This window comes from Paraburkholderia sediminicola (assembly GCF_046026855.1).
GTDB classification, from domain to species: Bacteria; Pseudomonadota; Gammaproteobacteria; order Burkholderiales; family Burkholderiaceae; genus Paraburkholderia; species Paraburkholderia sediminicola_A.
Map to the genome: position 1 here is coordinate 1 of NZ_JAQQET010000013.1, position 19,455 is coordinate 19,455.

The 19,455-nt window shown below is 63.4% G+C and carries 14 protein-coding genes and 2 riboswitches; of the genes, 6 read left to right on the top strand and 8 right to left on the bottom strand.

From position 1 onward, the window contains the following. Positions 1-918 precede the first annotated feature (918 nt). Positions 919-1,881, top strand: a complete 963-nt coding sequence (locus PQR40_RS15905; protein ID WP_408509367.1) for a flagellar brake protein — start codon at positions 919-921, stop codon at positions 1,879-1,881. A 35-nt stretch (positions 1,882-1,916) separates the two neighbouring features. Here the strand turns inward: PQR40_RS15905 and PQR40_RS15910 are convergent, their stop codons facing one another. The 4 genes from PQR40_RS15910 to cobW all read right to left on the bottom strand — a co-directional run bounded on the left by PQR40_RS15910 (position 1,917) and on the right by cobW (position 8,556). Beyond that, positions 1,917-2,456 carry a vWA domain-containing protein gene (locus PQR40_RS15910; RefSeq protein ID WP_408394083.1) on the bottom strand — a complete coding sequence of 180 codons (540 nt, stop codon included), beginning with the start codon at positions 2,454-2,456 and terminating at the stop codon, positions 1,917-1,919. Positions 2,457-2,587: 131 nt separating this feature from the next. Further along, entirely contained in the window at positions 2,588-3,652 is a 1,065-nt protein-coding gene (locus tag PQR40_RS15915; RefSeq protein ID WP_408509368.1) for a magnesium chelatase ATPase subunit I, read from the bottom strand. Beyond that, positions 3,649-7,449 (bottom strand): cobaltochelatase subunit CobN, encoded by a 3,801-nt coding sequence (cobN, locus tag PQR40_RS15920; RefSeq protein ID WP_408509369.1) that lies wholly within the window; start codon positions 7,447-7,449, stop codon positions 3,649-3,651. Before cobN ends, PQR40_RS15915 begins: the two co-directional genes overlap by 4 nt. A 6-nt stretch (positions 7,450-7,455) precedes the next feature. Next, on the bottom strand, positions 7,456-8,556 hold the full coding sequence (cobW, locus tag PQR40_RS15925) for a cobalamin biosynthesis protein CobW (RefSeq protein ID WP_408509370.1): 1,101 nt from the start codon (positions 8,554-8,556) through the stop codon (positions 7,456-7,458). Positions 8,557-8,747: 191 nt separating this feature from the next. After that, positions 8,748-9,020: riboswitch (cobalamin riboswitch) on the bottom strand. 79 nt (positions 9,021-9,099) lie between these two features. Then, positions 9,100-9,327: riboswitch (cobalamin riboswitch) on the top strand. 224 nt (positions 9,328-9,551) lie between these two features. Between cobW and cobA the strand changes: the two genes are divergently transcribed. Genes cobA through bluB form a run of 5 tightly spaced genes read left to right on the top strand, consistent with a single transcriptional unit; the run spans position 9,552 to position 13,477 of the window. Further along, the gene (gene cobA / locus PQR40_RS15930; protein ID WP_408394080.1) at positions 9,552-10,313 is read left to right on the top strand and encodes a uroporphyrinogen-III C-methyltransferase; all 762 of its coding nucleotides are present in this window, start codon (positions 9,552-9,554) and stop codon (positions 10,311-10,313) included. Then, positions 10,310-10,852: a cobalamin biosynthesis protein gene (locus PQR40_RS15935; RefSeq protein ID WP_408509371.1), complete on the top strand. Its 543-nt coding sequence runs from the start codon at positions 10,310-10,312 to the stop codon at positions 10,850-10,852. Before cobA ends, PQR40_RS15935 begins: the two co-directional genes overlap by 4 nt. Continuing rightward, the gene (cobO, locus tag PQR40_RS15940) at positions 10,849-11,451 is read left to right on the top strand and encodes a cob(I)yrinic acid a,c-diamide adenosyltransferase (protein ID WP_408236416.1); all 603 of its coding nucleotides are present in this window, start codon (positions 10,849-10,851) and stop codon (positions 11,449-11,451) included. Before PQR40_RS15935 ends, cobO begins: the two co-directional genes overlap by 4 nt. Before the next feature lie 3 nt (positions 11,452-11,454). Next, positions 11,455-12,834: a cobyrinic acid a,c-diamide synthase CobB gene (locus tag PQR40_RS15945; RefSeq protein WP_408509372.1), complete on the top strand. Its 1,380-nt coding sequence runs from the start codon at positions 11,455-11,457 to the stop codon at positions 12,832-12,834. After that, positions 12,818-13,477, top strand: coding sequence for a 5,6-dimethylbenzimidazole synthase (gene bluB / locus PQR40_RS15950; protein WP_408394049.1), 660 nt, complete (start codon positions 12,818-12,820; stop codon positions 13,475-13,477). The genes PQR40_RS15945 and bluB overlap by 17 nt, the downstream gene beginning before the upstream one ends. Before the next feature lie 10 nt (positions 13,478-13,487). Here the strand turns inward: bluB and PQR40_RS15955 are convergent, their stop codons facing one another. The 4 genes from PQR40_RS15955 to PQR40_RS15970 all read right to left on the bottom strand — a co-directional run bounded on the left by PQR40_RS15955 (position 13,488) and on the right by PQR40_RS15970 (position 18,895). Further along, the gene (locus PQR40_RS15955) at positions 13,488-14,087 is read right to left on the bottom strand and encodes a DUF4136 domain-containing protein (protein ID WP_408394077.1); all 600 of its coding nucleotides are present in this window, start codon (positions 14,085-14,087) and stop codon (positions 13,488-13,490) included. A 42-nt stretch (positions 14,088-14,129) separates the two neighbouring features. Further along, entirely contained in the window at positions 14,130-16,640 is a 2,511-nt protein-coding gene (locus tag PQR40_RS15960) for a CHASE2 domain-containing protein (protein ID WP_408509373.1), read from the bottom strand. A 66-nt stretch (positions 16,641-16,706) separates the two neighbouring features. After that, the gene (locus tag PQR40_RS15965; protein WP_408236443.1) at positions 16,707-18,086 is read right to left on the bottom strand and encodes a FecR domain-containing protein; all 1,380 of its coding nucleotides are present in this window, start codon (positions 18,084-18,086) and stop codon (positions 16,707-16,709) included. A 71-nt stretch (positions 18,087-18,157) separates the two neighbouring features. After that, on the bottom strand, positions 18,158-18,895 hold the full coding sequence (locus PQR40_RS15970; RefSeq protein WP_408509374.1) for a response regulator transcription factor: 738 nt from the start codon (positions 18,893-18,895) through the stop codon (positions 18,158-18,160). Between the last annotated feature and the right edge of the window lie 560 nt (positions 18,896-19,455).

Here is a 19,455-nt window from a genome sequence, read left to right on the forward strand (position 1 = left end):
GGTCGGCACGTCGTCAATCCCTCTTGTGCAATTATTTTCAAAAAGTTGAGAAGCACCGAAACAGCCTTTGCCCGGGCATCGCAAAAAATACTTAGTTATCCGAGTTAATCTTCACGCAATACCAGTGATTGCATCTTTTTGCAAGCGAGAGACGCTAACTCGATTGAATGATCACGCGCCACTGGAGACACTGGAGACACTGGAGACACTGGAGACACTGGAGACACTGGAGACACTGGAGACACTGGAGACACTGGAGACTCTCGGGACTCTCGGGACTCTCGGGACTCTCGGAGCACTCGGAGCACTCGGAGCACTCGGAGCACTCGGAGCACTCCGGACACGGGGATACGGGGATACGGGGACACTCAGACGCACGCCCCCAAGGGGACACAAGGACGAAGAGGAAGCAGCGGGAACGGGCGAATCGAGGACGCGCAATAGAAACTACGCGCAAGCTACGAAGACAAAACGAGGACAAACAAGAACAACCAGGAAGCAGGAACGCGGAGAGTGGTTTTGTGAAGTACGCTTCGGCGCGCGCAGCGCCGCCGGAAGTAAGACGCCCTTGTCACTCACGCCGAATGTGCGGGAGCACAGATTCCAGATGCACCACTACCCTCTCCAGGCTAGGGGACCCGCTTAAGAATTAGCGGGGTGAGCCGCTTTCTTTGCTTATCTTTCTTTGCGGCGGCAAAGAAAGTAAGTGCCTGCCCCGCACAGGGGCGAACGCTAATAGACCGCGAAGAAAACAAGGAAAGGCCAAAGTAGCCAGATCAAGGACAGCCCCACCCCTAGGGGCAAACAAAACCAGCAAAAAACAAAAAAACCAAAACAAACAAAAAAACCAAAAGCACTAAAGCCCCCATCCGGCGCAGCCGTAAACAAGTAATTCAGCCACACATTTATCCGCCGATCATGGAAAACCCAGTAGGGACCCAAGCAGAGCCCCAAGCGGACACCCAGGCAAACGCCCAAACAGACCCCCCATCACCCCACCTGCTTCTGGAAGCAGTCCCAACAGGCACGCCCCTCGACTGGCCAATCGCCGACTCCGACGGCACACTCCTCTTCGCCAGCGGCGCCATCCTGGCCACCACAGACGAGCGCAAATTCCTCTTCGACAACTTCCACCCGCACCGCGGCGACTTACTGAACGCGGCCACGCAACCAGAACCAGAACCCCAACCCGACCACTCCACCGGCAAACTCACAATAAAGGACATGCACCTGACGATAGGTGCATTAATAGGCGTGCGCTCCCAACTCGGTAGCGGCGCTCCGATGCATCCATGCCGCATCATCGGCTTCGCGCCCAACCACGCGCTCTTCGTGACACCGCCATTGCAAAATGGCCGCATCCTCCCACTACGTCTCGGCGAAAACATCGAGATCGTCGCCATAGCGAGCCACGCCGTGTTTCGTTTCGTCTGCACGGTCGAGTCAGTTTGCCGCGCCCCGTTCGACTACGTGGTGCTATCGAAACCCGGCGTGATCCGCCGCCTGCGCGAACGCAAGTCGATCCGCGTCCACGCGCACTTCGCGGTGCGCTTCGGCATCGGCGAAACTGGCGATTCATATGAAGGTCTGGGCGTGGCCAACAGCATCAGCACACTCGGCATGTCGCTGAGCGCCTCATGGACGCTCGGTGCAGTCGGCGAACGATTGCGCGTCGCCTTCTGCCTCAAATCGGCGGAACTGCAAACCATGATCGAAACCACGGCAATCATCCGCAACGTGCAGAAAGGCAGCGCGCCGGGCGAGCCGTCGATCCACGGTCTCGAACTCGATCAACTCGATGCAGCACAGCAGATGGCGATGAAAGTCTTCGTATTCGACCGCCAGGACGACGTGCAATACTGGTCTAACGGTTTGAAATAAGCGCACGAAAACGCGCGGCATGGCGCGCGTGCGGCTCAGGCAATCAGTTCTTCCGGTGTAAAAAGCGCCGCGCCCCATGCGTCGGCAAGCGTCCTGCAACGGCCCAGCCGAATCGCCTCCCGCTCAAAATCGACGAATATCACTTCGTCCGCGTGAAGCGGCCGCGCCGGCTGATGGCCGCTGCGGCCGTCGGTCAGGATCCACAGCCAGCGCTGCTGCGTGGGCTTGCGTCGGGCGCTGCGCACCAGCACCTGCGCGGCCTGACGCACGCCGGACGCGAGCGGCGTCCCGCCACCTCCACCCACCGGCCTTAGCCATCGCTCGTTCCACCAGCGCGGCACAGCGGGACCGAAACGTAGATCGGCGCCAGCACCGCCAAAACACACCAGCGCCGCCTCGGCGCGCGACGTACTGGCGCGATCGAACAACGCGCTCAGCAAACCCTTTGCGAGTGCGAGGCGCTGCCCGCCAAGCATGGAACCGGAACAATCGAGCACGAAGCAGTGCAGTACACCGCCCCGCGGCGCCTCACGCACGAAGCGCAGATGCTCGGCGCACAAGGCGTCCTGACGCATTGCGGTGAGCGTCGGCAGCCATGCGATGCGCTTGCCCGGCGTCCCTTGCAAACGGCTACGCGAACCTGCACCGGCACCTTGCCGCCATCGAAAACCGCTGCGCGAGTCAGCGGCGGCACCCTTCCGATGGCTCAGCGTTTTTTTGCGTTGAGCGGAATAACGCCTTTGACTTGCGCGACGCCCGCGGGCTGCGGTGGTAAATAACCCCAATCGCTATCGTCGGCAGCCGCGCCTGGCGCTGTATCGTGCGAAGACTGCGAAGACGCGGCATTCGCATCGTCAGTGGCCTGCCGCGGCGCGTCGTTCCCGCGTACGTCGCCCTCTGCCCGCGTCTCGCGATCGTGGCGCCGATGCATCAGCACCGCCTCGGCGACCCGCTCGACATGCTCAGTCGTGACCGCAACCGCCTGCTCCAAGGCAGCCAACGCCCGCGCCGCGCGCAACATCACCAGATCGGCACGCAAGCCGTCGACTGCCGCGTCGATGCACAGCGCACTAACGTGCGCATGCACGGCGTCGTCGAAATCGAGTTGCGGCAGCGCTTCACGCGCCGCACGAATCCGTTGAACATACGTTTCCTGTTGCTGCGCGAATCCAGCACGAAAACCGCGCGGATCGAGATCGAACGCGAGACGCGCCCTAACGATCTGCTGACGCACCTGCGGATCAAAACAGTTTTCCAACTCGACCATCAAACCGAAGCGGTCGATCAGTTGCGGCCGCAACTCGCCTTCTTCCGGATTCATCGTGCCGATCAGCACGAAGCTCGCATCGTGACTATGCGAAACACCATCGCGCTCGACAGTATTCACACCGCTGGCAGCTGCATCGAGTAGTGCATCGACGAGCGTATCAGGCAGCAGATTCACTTCATCGACATACAGCACGCCGCGATGCGCTTTCGCGAGCAAACCCGGCGAAAAACGCACCGAGCCATCGCGCAACACGGTTTCGATATCGAGCGTGCCGATCAGACGATCTTCACTCGCGCCGAGCGGCAAATTCACCAATTGCCCTTCCGGCAACAACTCAGCGAGTGCGCGCGCCGCGGTCGATTTCGCCGTGCCGCGCGGCCCACTCACCAGCACGCCGCCCAGACCCGGGTCGATTGCAGCGAGCAGGAGCGCCTGCTGCAATGGTGTCTGGCCGATCAGCGCGGCAAAGGGAAAAGCGGGCCGCTGGGTCGCTGCGTTCATGTTTGCATTCCTTCGATCTGCTGCTCGCTCGCGAGCAGATGTTGTTCGACTTGCGCGCGATAATCGCCGGGCGCTTGCCACAGACCGCGCTGCATCGCTTCGAGCAGACGCTCGCAGATCGAATGCATGGCGTGCGGATTGTGCCGCTGCAAGAACGCGCGCGTATCGGCATCGTTCAGATAGGCGTCGGTGACGAGCGCATATTGATGATCGGCGACCACCCGTGCGGTCGCGTCGTAACCGTAGAGATAATCGACCGTCGCTGCGATTTCAGCGGCACCCTTGTAGCCGTGGCGCTTCACGCCATCAAGCCATTTAGGATTGACCACGCGTGAGCGGACCACGCGCGCGATCTCTTCATGCAACGTGCGAACGCGTGGCGCGGCCGGGTTGCTGTGGTCCGCGTGATAGACCTGTGGCTGATTGCCCGCCAGATGCCGCACTGCCGCGACCATGCCGCCCTGAAACTGGTAGTAATCGTTCGAATCAAGCAGGTCGTGCTCGCGGTTGTCCTGATTCTGCAGCACCACATCCATCGCGGCGAGACATGCGCCGAATGCGTGGTGAGCCTCTTCGCCGGCGCTTTTCTGCGTGTAGGCGTAACCGCCCCACGCTTGATAGGCAGTCGCAAGGTCCGCGTCGGTTTGCCATTGCTGCGCGTCGATCATATCCTGCAAACCCGCACCATACGCGCCAGGCCGCGCGCTGAAGACACGCCAGCCGGCACGCTTGCGCGCCTCGGTGGCATCCATGCCGCGCGCAATCAGCGCGTCGCGTTCGCGCAGCACGCGCGTGCGAATCGGGTTCAGGTCTTCGGGTTCGTCGAGTTCGGCCACGGCCTGCACGGCGGCGTCGAACAGATGCATCACGTTCGCAAAGGCATCGCGGAAAAAACCGGACACGCGCAAAGTGACGTCGATACGCGGCCGGTCGAACACCTCGATCGGCATGATCTCGAAGTCAGTCACGCGATGACTGCCTGGCGCCCACTTCGGCCGCACACCGAGCAAAGCAAGCGCCTGAGCGATGTCGTCGCCACCGGTGCGCATGGTCGCGGTGCCCCACACCGAGAGGCCAATCGCACGCGGGTAATCGCCTTTTTCCTGCAGATGCCGTTCGATCAACTGCTGCGCGGATTTCAAACCAAGCGACCATGCCGCTTGAGTCGGCACTGCTCGCGTATCGACAGAATAGAAGTTGCGACCGGTGGGCAGCACATCGGGCCGTCCACGCGAAGGCGAACCGCTCGGCCCCGGCGGCACGAAACGCCCTTCAAGCCCGCGCTTCAGATGCCGCATTTCCTGCGGACCGCAGGCGTCGAGCCGCGGCAGTACATCGTTGCGCAGTCGCTCGATCACTCGTTCCGCTTGAGGCAAGGTGCCGCTCACGGACACAAAGTCGGACGCTCCATCACCACACACTTCACGCAACATCTCGGCCGCCAGCAGCTCCAGACGCTCGCGTGTATCGCCGCAGTGCCGCCACGGCGCGTCGCTCACCTGTTGCAACACGTCAGGACGTGGACCGTCCCACGCCGCCGACCAATCCACCGACAGCGGATCGAACAGATGATCCATCTGCAGATCGCGCGCCAATGCGTCGATCAAACCAGCCTTGCTGCCTTGACCATCACCGACCGGAAAGCGCCCTAAAGCCAACAATGTATCGCGCCGCTGCACCCCGCCAGGCGATTGCCCGAACGTATGCAAACCATCGCGAATCTGCGCCTCTTTCAACTCGCACAGCCATGCATCGACGCGCGTCAGCAGCGCGTCCTCGGCGTCCTGCCCGTTCGGCTCCGCGAGACTCAATTCGTCATGCAGCTTATGCTCGACGATGGTCGCGAGAATGGTGCGCCTCAACAGCTTCGAACGGCGCGGATCGACCATCAGCGCTTCATAGTATTCGTCGACCTGGCGTTCGAGGTCTTGCAACGGCCCGTAAGTTTCGGCGCGCGTAAGCGGTGGCATCAGGTGATCGATAATGACGGCCTGCGCACGACGCTTCGCCTGGCTGCCCTCGCCCGGATCATTGACGATGAACGGATACAGATGCGGCATCGGGCCGAGAATCAGATCGGGCCAGCATGAATCGCTCAACGCGACGCTCTTGCCGGGCAGCCATTCGAGATTGCCGTGCTTGCCGACATGCACGACGGCGTCGACGCCGAACTGATGACGCAGCCAGAAATAGAACGCCAGATACGCATGCGGCGGCACGAGTTCAGCGTCGTGATAGCTCGCGTAATCGCCCTGCTCACGCGAACGCGACGGCTGAATGCCGACGAACACCTGCCTGCAGCGCCAGCCCGCGATCATGAAACGGCCATGCCGCAACGTCGGATCCTGTTCGGGCGATCCCCAGCGCGCGTTCAGCGCATTGCGGGCTTCGGCGGGTAACGCATTGAAATTCACCAGATAGTCGTCGAGCGCGAGGCTTTGCAATGCGGGCCGCAAATCACGCACGACCGGATCGTTGGTCACGCCTTCGGTCAACGCCTTCAGCAAGGCGTCGCCGTCGGCGGGCAATGCTGCGAGGCGGTACCCCTCGTCGCGCAACATGGAGAGAATGCCGACCACCGAGGCCGGCGTATCGAGCCCCACGCCATTGCCGATACGCCCTTCGCTCATTGGATAATTGGCGAGAATCAGCGCGAGTTTCTTGTCCGCGTTATCGAGTGTGCGCAGACGGCACCAGCGGCGGCTCAGCTCGGCCAGAAAGCCGACGCGTTCGAGGTCCGGTTGATAGCGGACCACATCGACTTCGGTGTGCGGACAACGATAGGCGAGCCCCTTGAAACTGATCGCCCGCGTGATGATACGGCCGTCCACTTCCGGCAACGCGATATGCATGGCGATATCGCGCGAGTTGAGGCCTTGATTGTCCTTGACCCAATCCTCGCGGTTACCGCCGCTCAGAATCACCTGCATCACCGGAGCGTCGCCAGCGAGCGCAAGCGGTTCGGGGTCGTCGATAGCAGACGCGGCGAATGCCGTCGTATTCAGCACCAAGGCGACATCGTGTTGCGCACACAACCGCTGCACGACTTCGCGGCTCATCGCATCTTTCAGCGAAGTAATCGCGATCGGCAGCGGATTCAGGCCTTGTGCTTCGAGCGCGGCAATCAGCGCATCGAACACGGCCGTGTTGGCCGCCTGCAGATGCGCCTTGTAGAACAGAATCGCAGCGACCGGCGCGCCCTTAACCCAGCGCGCCTGCCAGTCGGCCATGGTCGGGGTATCGCGTTCGGGATAATAGAGCGTCGCGGCAGGCAAGGCGCGCGGCGGCGCAGGCTCGTGCCCCCAGCCAAGCGAGCGGTACGCGATAGCGCGCAGGAACGCCTCGGCATTCTGCGGCCCGCCTTCACGCAGATAGCGCCATAACTGATGACACAGATCGGCGCCGGCGGTGCTGCGCGCGAGCAGGTTCGGATCTTCCTGCAGATCGCCGGAGAACATCGCGAGCGTTTGCTGCTTGCGCTCGGCGAGCGCGACCACCTGTTCGATTCCGTACGGCCAGTACGCCTCACCGCCGAGGTGATCGACCACCACGACACGCGCATGCTGCAACACGTCTTCGACATAGAAATCGACTGAAGCCGGTTGCCGCAAATACGTGACGTTCGCGAGCCGCACGCTCGGGAAACCGTTGCCCAGACGAGGAACCACGCTTGCGAGCAGCGACAGCGTGGTATCGGCGGAGCTGAGCACCACGATATCGGCGGGCTGCTGATCGATACGGATCACGCCTTGCGTATCGTCGACAAAACCGCCCGGCGTAGTGCGCAGCAGATGCATGACCGGTTACGCCTGTTGCGGCTGGGCGCTCGCTACGGCGCCCAACGCGGCGTCGAATGCTTTTTGCAGCGCGGCCTGGTCGAGGTCTGCGCCGATCAGCACAAAGCGGCTTTGTTGTTCTGTGCCCGTTTCACCCGCTTGCCAGCGCCGGTCGAAGTAACTATCGAAACGACGGCCCACGCCCTGGATCACCAGACGCATCGCCGCGCCCGGCAACGCCGCGAACCCTTTCACGCGGTAAATCGTGTTCGTTTCGACAAGGCCCTGCAACGCGGCGATCACAGCTTCGCGCGACGAAACATTCGCGTGCACCACCACCGAATCGAACTCGTCGTGGTGGTGATCGGCGTCTTCGGCCGAACCGTGATGGTCGTGGCGCAGATGGATCGTTTCTTCCGACGCCGCTTCGAGACCCAGCAGCGTATGGATGTCGAGTTGACCCATCTGCGCGCGCACGATCTTCACTTGCGGGGGAATTTCTTCGCGAATGACGACCTCGACAGAAGCCTGCTGCGCTTCATCGAGCAAATCGGTTTTGTTCAGAATCACCAGATCGGCCGCCGATAATTGATCTTCGAACAATTCGTGCAATGGCGATTCATGATCGAGATTCGGATCGGCCTTGCGTTGCGCATCCACGGCGATCGGGTTGTCGGCGAACTGGCCGCTCGCTGCGGCCGGGCCGTCAACCACGGTGACGACCGCGTCGACGGTGAAGCTATTCTTGATCTGCGGCCAGTTGAACGCCTGCACCAGCGGCTTCGGCAAGGCGAGACCGGAGGTCTCGATCAGCACGTGATCAATCTGCTCGCGGCGCTCGACCAGCTTTTCCATCACCGGGAAAAACTCTTCCTGCACGGTGCAGCAGAGGCAGCCGTTCGCGAGTTCGTACAGTTGCCCTTCGGTCTCGACGCCGTTTTCATCGCAGCCGACGCCGCAACCCTTGAGGATTTCCCCGTCGATGCCGAGTTCGCCGAACTCGTTGACGATCACCGCGATGCGCTTGCCGCCCGCATGCTGAAGAATGTGCCGCAGCAGCGTGGTCTTGCCGCTGCCGAGAAAGCCCGTGACGATGGTGACGGGAATCTTGCGCATTTGAGTTTGCATCGTGAGGTCCATCCGTAGGAGCTGCTCGTGCACGCCGGGGCGTTTTGTCTTTATAGGTCATGCGAACGGGGTTCAAGCCCTGCCGGCAACAACAATAACAAAACACGGGGACGAACAACGGCGTTGCCGAGGCAACCGAAAATCAGAAAACGGGAATGAGGTCATGAACGCGCCACCGCATCCCCGCGATGGTCGTTCTTCGTAGTCTGGCCGGTATCCGGGCTGGCGAAAGCGCCGCTTCCCCTTCCCGGACGAGTGGTTTCTCGCCCAGTGGTTATATGCCGACGCGGCCTTGCGCGTGGACATCGAAGCCGGCTCCGCGGCGCTCTTGAGCGCACCGCTTTTCGCTTACCGTTGCGGGGGCAGCACAGGTTGACCCGGTCCATTGCAGGTGGGCACCCTGTTTCCCGTTTAACTGCATGCGCACGAGCGCGCACACGAGCACCAAAGTGCGTGCGAGTTTAGGCCGAGCGCCCCGTGCCGTCAAGGAAACGCGGGCTTCGGCAAGGCCTTTCCACAGTGCCGGCGCGGCCTGCCGTGTGCTATCGTATGCGCGCGTTTGGTGCCCGCATATGCGCTCGCATGTGCAGTTAAACGGGAAACAGGCCGCGCTCGCTGCGCTCAACCTGTGCTGTCCCCGCAACGGTAAGCGACCTGCGGTGCTTTCGCATCGCGCATGCGTTTTTGATGCCACTGTCCGACGAATCCGGACGGGAAGGCAAAACGCATGAGGCCGTCAGCCCGGATACCGGCCAGACGCGGAGGCAGTGAACGTCACGCTGCCGGCCGCTGGAATCCGCGAGGGACGGATGTGAAGGCGCTGAAGCACGACGTGGCGCGGCCGTTGGCGTTTTCCTGTGGGAAACGCGGCGAGCAGCGTTTTTTGTCGCGCGTACCCTGTCGCACCGCATGACCTCAATTTCCGCCGCCCCGGGCCTCTTCGCGTCTCATCCGTTCCCGCTTGTCTTGACATGGCGCACGCCATGCGCGCCGCGATGAGCCGCGCCTGGCTGATCGGCGCAGGCCCCGGTGACGTCGAACTGATGACGCTCAAGGCAACGCGCGCCCTGGCGCAAGCCGACGTGGTGCTGGTCGACGATCTGGTGAATCCCGACGTGCTGCAATTCGCGCGCGCCGACGCGCAGATCGTGTACGTCGGCAAACGTGGCGGGCATCCGTCGACACCGCAGGCCGGCATCGTCGCGCAGATGCTCGAACATGTGCAGGCCGGGCGCAGCGTCGCGCGTTTGAAAGGGGGCGATCCGTTCGTGTTCGGCCGCGGCGGCGAAGAACAGCAGGCGCTGCATGCCGCAGGCATCAGCGTGGACGTGATCAACGGCATCACCGCCGGGATTGCAGCGCCCGCGGCAATCGGTATTCCTGTGACGCATCGCGATTACGCGCAAGGCGTGGTGTTCGTCACCGGACACGGCGCCGGCAGTGGCGAGCCGGACTGGGCCGCGCTCGTCGCCACGCGGATGACGCTGGTGATTTACATGGGCATGCGTCGCCTGAACGATATTGCCGCCGCGTTGCTCGCGGCCGGCATGAGCGCCGATACGCCGTCCGCGGCGATCGAATCGGCGACGCGTCCTGAGCAACGGCACGTGCTCGCGCGGCTCGGCGAGTTCGCGGATACGGTCTCGCGTGCCGGACTCGGATCGCCGGCGATCGTGGTGATCGGCGGAGTGGCTTCGCTGGCTTTGGCGCGGGATGCTGTGAATGCCAGTACGGTGGGCGGGTTGGACGCGCAATGAAAACGCTCACTGTCGGCATCGGTTGCCGCCTGCACAGCCCGGCTGAGCAAATTGAAGCGGCCGTGCGCGCCACACTCGGCTCGCACACATTCGATGAAATCAGCACGGTTGCCTCGATCGACACCAAAGCCCACGAAGCCGGCTTGCTCGAATTCTGTGCACGTCATGCCCTGCCGCTGATGCTGTTCAGCCGCGAGCAGATTGCGCCGATAGCCATGGACGATCCGTCGGCGGCTGCACGCGAGCATCTGGGCATAGACGGCGTCTGCGAACCGTGCGCGTTGCTCGCCGCAGCGGCCGAATCTGAGGCGGCCAGCGCACCAGGCGCCGCCCATGCGTCGACATTTGCGTCAGTTGCATCGGCTGAATCGGCTGCCCCAATCGCCCCACCTGCGTCGATTACACCCAATGCCGCGAACGCACGGCTACTCGTGCGCAAAACCATTCACAACGGCGTCACGGTAGCGATAGCCTCAACCACCGCCCACGCCGCCGGCGAACCGACAAACAACGACACCCAAAAACAGGACCTTTCATGAAGACCGACCCCGAATCGCATCAACGCATGACCGAGCGCCGGCGCGAAGGCCACGAGAAAAAGCAGGCCAGCGCCACCGTCGAAAAAGGTCTGCTGATCGTCAACACCGGCACCGGCAAAGGCAAAACCACGGCAGCGTTTGGTATGGCCGTGCGCGTGCTTGGGCATGGCATGCGCCTCGGCGTCGTGCAATTCATCAAAGGCGCGTTGCATACCTCGGAGCGCGACTTCCTCGGTGCGATCGCCAATTGCGACTTCGTCACGATGGGCGACGGCTACACCTGGAACACGCAGAATCGCGACGCCGACATCGCCACCGCGCGCAAAGGCTGGGACGAAGCGCGCCGCATGATCGAGAGCGGCGACTATCACATGGTGATCCTCGACGAACTGAACACCGTGCTGAAGTACGAATACCTGCCGCTCGACGAAGTGCTGTCGGTCCTGAACGCCCGTGCTCACATGCTGCACGTGGTGGTGACCGGCCGCCACGCGCCGGACGCGTTGATCGAAGCCGCCGACCTCGTCACCGAAATGCGCATCGTCAAGCACCCGTATCGCGAGCAAGGCGTGAAAGCGCAGCGCGGCGTGGAGTTCTAAGCAATGTCCGCGTCCTCCAATCCCCCAAGGGGACTTCCTTCGGGGCGGGGGGCTTCGTTCGAAACGTCCTTCAAGGACACTTCCTTCGGTGCATGCCCCGCCCTGTTCATTAGCGCGCCCGCGTCGGGCCAAGGCAAGACCACGATTACCGCAGGTCTGGCGCGCTACCATCGACGGCTCGGACGACGCGTACGCGTCTTCAAGACGGGCCCTGACTTTCTCGATCCGATGATTCTGGCGCGTGCCAGCGGCGCGCCGGTACTGTCGCTCGATCTGTGGATGGTGGGCGAATCGGCCTGCCGAAACCTGCTCGCGCAAGCGGCGGCTGAAGTGGATCTGATCCTGATCGAAGGCGTGATGGGTCTGTTCGACGGCACGCCGAGCAGCGCCGATCTGGCAACCACGTTTGGCGTGCCGGTGCTCGCAGTGATTTCAGCAAAAGCGATGGCGCAGACCTTCGGCGCGGTCGCCTTCGGCCTTGCGCAATTCAGACCTCAAGTGCCGTTTTACGGCGTGCTCGCCAATCGCGTCGGCTCGCCAAGGCACGCGCAAATGCTCCAAGAGGCGTTACCGCCGAACCTGCGCTGGTGTGGGCACATCACCGGCAACGACGAAATCCAGTTGCCCGATCGCCACCTCGGGCTGCATCAAGCCGCAGAGATCGACGACCTGGAAGCGCGCCTGGATCGCGCCGCCGATGCACTCGCGCAAACCGCATTGGCTGAACTCCCGCCACCGGTCGAATTCGGGGCGCCCGCGCCGGAATCCCTGCCGCGCCTTCTGGAAGGTAAGCGGGTCGCGATAGCGCGCGATGCCGCGTTCTCGTTCATCTATCCGGCCAACGTCACGCTGCTGGAGACACTCGGCGCGCACATCGACTATTTCTCACCCCTCGCCGATGAAGCACTGCCGGAGCGCGCCGACGCCCTGTACCTCCCAGGCGGCTATCCCGAACTCCATGCGGCAGTGCTCGCAGGCAACACGCAAAGCGCCACGACGATTCGCGCGCACGCGGCCGCGGGCAAACCGGTCGTCGCCGAATGCGGCGGCATGCTCTATCTGCTTGAACAGCTGACCGACACGAGCGGCGCCACAACGCCGATGCTCGGCCTGCTGCCCGGCCACGCAACGATGCAAACGCGCTTCACCGCGCTCGGCATGCAACAGATCGACAGCCTGCATGGTCCAATGACCGGCCACACCTTCCACTACTCTAAACTGACGACATCGCTCACCCCGCTGCGTTCAGCCACCCGGCCGCACGGCGATGCGCCCGGCGAGAACGTGTTCCGCGCCGGATCGATTGTGGCAACCTATATGCACGCTTATTGGCCCTCCAACCCGGCCTTCACGGCCGCCCTGTTCCATGGCGAAGCCTTTTAACGATTCCGAGCGCGAAGCCGTCTACCGCGCGATTTACGAACGGCGCGACATGCGCCATTTCGTGCGCGAGCCGGTCGACCCTGCCGTGTTGCAACGCCTGCTCGACGCGGCGCATCACGCGCCGAGCGTCGGCTTCATGCAACCCTGGCGCATCGCGCGCATCACCGATCCGGCTTTGCGCACGGCGTTGCACGCGACGGTCGAAAGCGAACGCCTCGCCACCGCCGACGCCCTCGGCAAGCGGCGCGAAGAATTCATGAAGCTGAAAGTGGAAGGCATGCTGGACTGCGGCGAACTGCTGGTGATGGCGCTGATGGACGGCCGCGAGCGGCACATCTTCGGACGCCGCACCTTGCCGGAGATGGACCTTGCGTCAGTGGCGTGCGCGATCCAGAACATGTGGCTCGCCGCGCGCGCGGAAGGTTTGGGAATGGGCTGGGTGTCGTTATTCGACGTCGACACGGTCCGTACGCTGCTGCATATGCCCGAGGGCGCACGGCCGGTGGCGATCCTGTGTCTCGGCCACGTCGATCAGTTCTACAGCGAGCCGATGCTGGAAACCGAGCGCTGGGCAAGCCGCATGCCGCTCGCCGATTGCGTGTTCGAAAACCGCTGGCCGGAAGACGGCAAAACGCCGGAATAGCGCGGATGTTTTAAGGCTGCACCGGCTTAACCGAAACCACATTCGGCATGCCGCTCGCCTGATCGGTGCGCAGTTTCACGCGCCAGTCGGGCGGCGCATCGAAAGGGAATTTTGCCAGGGCGCTTTTCACGAGCGCCGGCATCGCATGCAGGGGATCAGCATCGCGATCGCTGCTGGCCGCGTTCACGCTGTAGACCTCCTGTCCGCTCGACTGCTCGAAAAACCGCAGCGTCAACGAATGCTGATAAGCGCGTCCGCCGAATAGCGCAAACGGCGGTTCGGGCGCGCGTTCGCATGCGCCTGGCGCGCAATCCTTCACGCTTACGCCAACCGTGGCCGGCCGCGTGTCATACGCAATCGACAGTAAATAATGCGCGGACTTGCCCGCCGTATCGATGAAACCGTTCTTCGCCAGCTCATCGCGCAGCATGGTTTCAAATTGCGGATGATCGGTACTGGCATCCTGCGACGGCATGCGCGAAATCGTATAGGTGCGCGCCCCCTGCAGCGCAGCCGAAGGATTCGCCGTGTGCACGTCGGCGCTCAAACCCGCGCATCCGGTCAGACTCGCCGCGGCCAGCGCGGCACAGATCAATATCGCTTTCACCAGCTTCTCGCTTCAATAAGGTGAGTGTTCATAAGTCATAAGTCGTCAGCGCGCGGCTGCGGCGGCATCGGACTGCGCCTCGTCGAGTGCCGGCAGGGAAATCGTGAACGCCGTTCCCTTGCCAGGCGCACTGACCACGTCGACGTCGCCGCCATGGCGCGTCACGACCGTCTTGACGAACGCCATGCCCAATCCCGCGCCGCCCACTTCCGGGCGCTCCGTCTCGTGAAAGCGCCGGAAGCGCTCGAACAGACCCGCCTGCTGCTCCATGGGAATACCGTAGCCTTCGTCGAGAATCGTGCACGACACGCGTTTTGCCGCGCCGGGCACGCCCGTCTGCGCAAGGCTGCCAATGCTCTTCAGGCTGCACGTGATCTGCGTGTCCGGCGGACTGTACTTGACCGCATTATTCAGAATGTTGACGAGCGCGCGCGTCATCAGCGAACGGTCCGCGCAGATCCAGTGGCCCTCCTCCCCGGCGTCGGCGTCGGCTTCGTCTTCCGTATTCGTTTGCAGCGTGATGCGTTTGGCGTGGGCCTGTGGCCAAACCTCGTCGCTGGCGTCGATCATCAGTTCGGTCATGCTCACCGGTTCGAGCATATAGGTTTGCGATTCAGCACGCGCGAGTTGCACGAAGTCGTCAGCAAGCGTCAGCGCACGTTGCGCATAACGCTCGATGCGCTCCAGCAGGCCACGCGCGAGCACCGGCTCGCTGCGCGCCCGCTCGATCTCCACCAGCGCCAGAATCGAAGCCTGCGGCGAACGCATATCGTGCGACAGCAGCCGCAACGCGTCTTCCCGTTGGCGCTCCGCCGCATGCAGGGCCGATACATCGACCAGGCCCGCGATCCAGCCCGTCGTCTCACCTTGCTCGTTCGTGCAATTCGCGTAGCGCAGCAGATGATCGCGCTCGTGGGCGTCGCGCACCTCCACGCCCTGCGCCATCAGCGCGGCGAACTCGCGGCGCGCGGGATCGAGCAGCGCGGGCCACTGAGCATGCGCGAGCAGATTGTTTTCGGCGTCCGACGGCGCGCCGCTGTCAATCGTCTTGACCAGCGTCAGGCCGCCCAGCACCGCCCGCATCGGCCGGCCTTCCGGCAGCGGCGCGCCAAGGCGCGCGAAATGCGCCTTGGCCGCATGGTTCGCGATCAGCACGATGCCTTCCACGTCGCTCACCAGGATCGGCTCGGGCATGCTGTCGAGGCTGTCCCACACGAAGCGCTTCATGTCCTGCACGCGCTGCGCGGCCTGCGCCATCAGCGCCATATGCTGCTCCAGCACGTCGCCGCCGAACTCGCGGCGGCGCTGCGGTGTTTCCGGCAGGAGGTGGGGCTCGTCGGCCAGCCGTTGCAGCTCTTCGCGCAGATAGGCCATCGTCATTTCGAGGCGCCGCCAGTTCCAGATCGGATACACCACGATCAAGCCGAAGATCGCCGGCACCGGCGACATCCAGAGCCGCGCGCCGTACAGCAAGGCCGCGCTGCCAGCCGTGGCGAGCACGCCCAACGCCACGGTCAGCAGCAACGAGCGGCGTGGCGACAGCACCAGAAAACCGGCGAGCAGCGCAGCAAGCGGCGCCAGCGACGCGATGAACAGCACCCATGGCTCCGCGGGTTCGAGTTCGCGACCGGTCAGCAGCGTATCGAGCACGTTCGCATGAATATAGACACCGGGCAGCGGCCCCAGCTCGCCGGACACCGGTGTAGCAAAGCGATCGTACAAGCCGGACGCAGTCACGCCAATCAGCACGATACGCCCGCGCAGTTTGTCCGCCGGGACATCACCCGCGAGCACACTGGCGAAACTCAGTTTCGTGTAGTTCTGCGCATTCAGGCCGAAGGGGATCAGGAAGCGGTCTTCGCCCTCATCATTGTCATTGGATTGCGTCACCGCGTCGCCGGAAGGCTGCCTGTGCGGCCGCCCGTTCAATTGCAGCGCGCCACGCTCGACGGCCTGGGCGACCGGCACCATCAATTGCGGCCAGCGCGAATCCGCGTCGCCTTCGAACCGCGCGACGCTGCGCACAATGCCGTCGCTGTCGACTTCGAGATTGATATGCCCAAGTCCGGCCGCGGCACGCGCGAGCGGCGCCACCGGTTCGACCGCGACGCGCTGACCGGCGCTGTCCGGCGGAGTCAGCAGCATCGGCAGATAGGTGGGACTCAGGGCGATCGCACGGGCGAGCTGGGCGTCTTCCGGATTGGCTTCGGTAAAGAGCACGTCGTAGATCACCGCGGCCGGCTTCGCCTTCGCAATCTGTTCGAGCAACCTGGCATGGACGCTGCGCGGCCACGGCCAGCGGCCGAGCTGCGCAACGCTGGCATTGTCGATTTCGAGCACCACGATGTCGTGCAGCAACGGCGGCGTGCGCAGGCTCAGAAAGCGGTCATAGACGAGGTGGTCGACGCTTGCGGTCATCCGGCCGAGCGAACTGAGCAGAATCACCACAATGCCGAGACAGCCGATCGCCACCCATTCGAGCAGGAAGCGGCGGCCCGCGCGCCGGCCGAGGCGGGCGCGCGGGTCGAGGCTCAGGCGCGTGTGTGTGGTCGGCAAGGCGTGGCGTGGTCGAGAGCTAAGGAGCGGGCCGCTTGGTGGCTCGGCACCGTGAATCTACCAGCGTCAGCGTGCAAGCGTAAACGAGCGGACCGCGCTGCTCTTCTCATAGAAACGGCCATTTTCGAACTGCTCGGCGACGATCGTCCAATAGTAGACCCCGCCCGGCAGGTCGCTCACCACGAGTTGGCCGCCCGTCAGATCGGTCCGATCGACAAGCGGATGGCTCAGGTCGGCGGTCGTGGCCAGCACGAAGCGAAAGCGCGTCTCGACCGTGGAGCGGCTGACGAACCAACGGAACTCGTAGTCGCGGCTGCCGGCGCGCGGCCCCGCCGACGCGGCCAGCCCAAGTTGGCGCCGCTCGAAACCGTACACCTGGGGCAGGCCTTCGAGCCCGTTCGCGTCGATCGCGGCGATGCGCACGAAATACGTGCCGTCGGCCAGATCGCCGAAGTCCGCATGCGGCGCGCTCACGCGCAGATCGCGGATCAGGTCGAGCTGATCGGCGTCGCGTGCAATCTGCACGCGATAGGCCACAGCGCGCTCGGCCGGCACGAGGTCGAAAGCGACGGTTTTGCCGTCCTGCACTTTTGCCGGTTCGGTGAGCGACGGCGCGGCCAGCAACTCCACCGGACTGCCGATCGCGCTGCCCGCCCGCGTAATACTGCCAAAGCTTGCCTTGATGAGTTGCGCCGAGGCCTGCAACGGCACGCCGGGTGGTGGCGCAGAGGCCTGGCCGCCGACCGCTGCCGGGTCGACGCCAACGGCGCCGTCCAGCACTTCCACCGCCGTGGTTCGCTCTTCGCCGTCGTAAGCAACCTTGAAGCGCGTACCGCGCACGCCCGCTACAACCGACGGAGAACGGATCTGGAAGCGGTCGTCCTTTTTTGTGGCGTGCGTGACCTGGCTCTCCACTTCGCCATGCTGCAGATCGAGTACGCGATCGCCCGCGCCGGTCAGCACGGTGCGCCGCAGCTTGCCGATGTCGAGCTGGCCGTCCTGCGACACCGTGACGTGCGAGCCGTCCGGCAACTCTAGTGTCACGAAGCCGTTATGGCCGGTGCGGATGCGGTCGCCCTCGCCGAGCGTCGTGCCCGCCGAGAGCGGCGTGTAAGGATTCGTGCCGAAAGCGTGCTCGGCCGGACCGCTCGTCGCGATCACATGCGCCGACTCAGCGTCCTGTCTGAGCCTGTCGGCCGGCAGACGCAGCGCGATTCCAGCCGGCATGCGGCGTGGCGCGGGCACATGATTCAGGCGGCTCAACATGGCCCAGTCGCCGGAGTCGCGCAGATAGCGGCCGGCGATTTCATACAACGTGTCGCCTTCGTGGGTCACGTAGGACACATAGACTGGCGCAGCCGTCCTGGCGCGTTGCTTCGGCGCGCGGGACGTTTGCGCATCCGCCGATACCGGCGCGAAGCACGTCATCGCGATCAGGCCGGCCATCGCCAGCACTGCGCCGGCGCGGCGGCCCGGTGAACCTGTGCAGCCGGGTGCGACCACAGCGAAAGAAACCGTCACGCGCCCCCCGCTTCGGGGCGGTTTTCGGCCGCCGCTGGCGGCGTATCGGATTCGATCCGCTCGAGCCGGTATCCATAGCCGTAGATCGGCGTCAGACGATAGCCCTTCTCCGGGCGCAAGCCGAGCTTGCTGCGCAGCATCGATACGTGGGTGTCCATCGTCCGCGACGGGATGTCCGTTGCCTGCTTCCAGATCACGTCCAGAATATGCGCACGCGACAGCGGCCGGCTCAGGTGCTGGAACAACAGCAGCGCGAGCTCGAACTCCTTCTGCGTCACGGCGACCGTCGCGCCGCGCACCACCACATGCTTCGCGCCCAGATCGAATTCGAAATCGCCGAAAACTTCCTTGGCCGCAGGCGGTTTCAGGTGATACGCCCGGCGCAGTAACGAGCCGACGCGCGCCAGCAGGACCGCCGCGGAGACCGGCTTGACGACGTAATCGTCCGCGCCCGTGTTGAGGATCGAGGTGATATCGGTTTCGCGGCCGCGGCTCGTCATGAACAGGACCGGCAAGCGCTCGGAAAGGCTTCCGCGCACCCAGTGCAGCACCTCTTCGCCCGACATGTCGGGTACGTTCCAGTCGAGCACGAGCAGGTCGAAGGTCTGGCGCCGCAGCTGCCGCACCAACTCGCGGCCCGCGCCATAAGCGTGACAGACGTGGCCGGCCGCCGAGAGCGTTTGGCAAACAAGGTCGGCCTGAGCCGAATCGTCATCCAGGACTGCAATTCTCATAAAACCCCGCAACGCGGCAACGTCCTTCGTAATTGATGGCCGGTGAGCCGGCAGATGGCCGGGATGACGGCGCTAGCACCGACGATCCAGCTTCCTGTTTTCGTATTCGGCTGCACTCTTTTTCGATTAAAGGTCCCTCGCCTCGCGCCCCGTTCCGCCGCCCCACTATCTCGAAATTGGCGCGTATTTTGGCATTAGCGCGCTGATTACCGAGGGGGCAGATCATCATAATCGAAAATGGCCCTTCTCTTTCCCGGATGCGATTATGCGGCTATCCGGCCCGGCTCGGCCACTGGGGGCCGTTCTATCGATTTTCTACAACGTCTCTCAGGCTCTGCCTGTTATTGAAATCGACCTCTACGGGTCGTTATCTGGATCGGTTGGTCTCGCACGCACGGTGATTGGCCCCGTCTACCTTTGTCATAGGTGGCCGTGCCCCGCTATCGGGTAACAGCGATTTGACAATTGCGACTCAGTATAGGAACAGTCTCAAAATAAATCGTTTAAATATTGTCAAACCGATTTGAGGATGCGATCGCAGATATACATCAAAACACACA

Bases quoted from the DNA above. Each gene is read 5' to 3' on its own strand.
- PQR40_RS15905 (WP_408509367.1), top strand. From the start codon at position 919: ATGGAAAACCCAGTAGGGACCCAAGCAGAGCCCCAAGCGGACACCCAG.
- PQR40_RS15910 (WP_408394083.1), bottom strand. From the start codon at position 2,456: ATGCGTCAGGACGCCTTGTGCGCCGAGCATCTGCGCTTCGTGCGTGAG.
- PQR40_RS15915 (WP_408509368.1), bottom strand. From the start codon at position 3,652: ATGAACGCAGCGACCCAGCGGCCCGCTTTTCCCTTTGCCGCGCTGATC.
- cobN (WP_408509369.1), bottom strand. From the start codon at position 7,449: ATGCATCTGCTGCGCACTACGCCGGGCGGTTTTGTCGACGATACGCAA.
- cobW (WP_408509370.1), bottom strand. From the start codon at position 8,556: ATGCAAACTCAAATGCGCAAGATTCCCGTCACCATCGTCACGGGCTTT.
- cobA (WP_408394080.1), top strand. From the start codon at position 9,552: ATGAGCCGCGCCTGGCTGATCGGCGCAGGCCCCGGTGACGTCGAACTG.
- PQR40_RS15935 (WP_408509371.1), top strand. From the start codon at position 10,310: ATGAAAACGCTCACTGTCGGCATCGGTTGCCGCCTGCACAGCCCGGCT.
- cobO (WP_408236416.1), top strand. From the start codon at position 10,849: ATGAAGACCGACCCCGAATCGCATCAACGCATGACCGAGCGCCGGCGC.
- PQR40_RS15945 (WP_408509372.1), top strand. From the start codon at position 11,455: ATGTCCGCGTCCTCCAATCCCCCAAGGGGACTTCCTTCGGGGCGGGGG.
- bluB (WP_408394049.1), top strand. From the start codon at position 12,818: ATGGCGAAGCCTTTTAACGATTCCGAGCGCGAAGCCGTCTACCGCGCG.
- PQR40_RS15965 (WP_408236443.1), bottom strand. From the start codon at position 18,086: ATGGCCGGCCTGATCGCGATGACGTGCTTCGCGCCGGTATCGGCGGAT.
- PQR40_RS15970 (WP_408509374.1), bottom strand. From the start codon at position 18,895: ATGAGAATTGCAGTCCTGGATGACGATTCGGCTCAGGCCGACCTTGTT.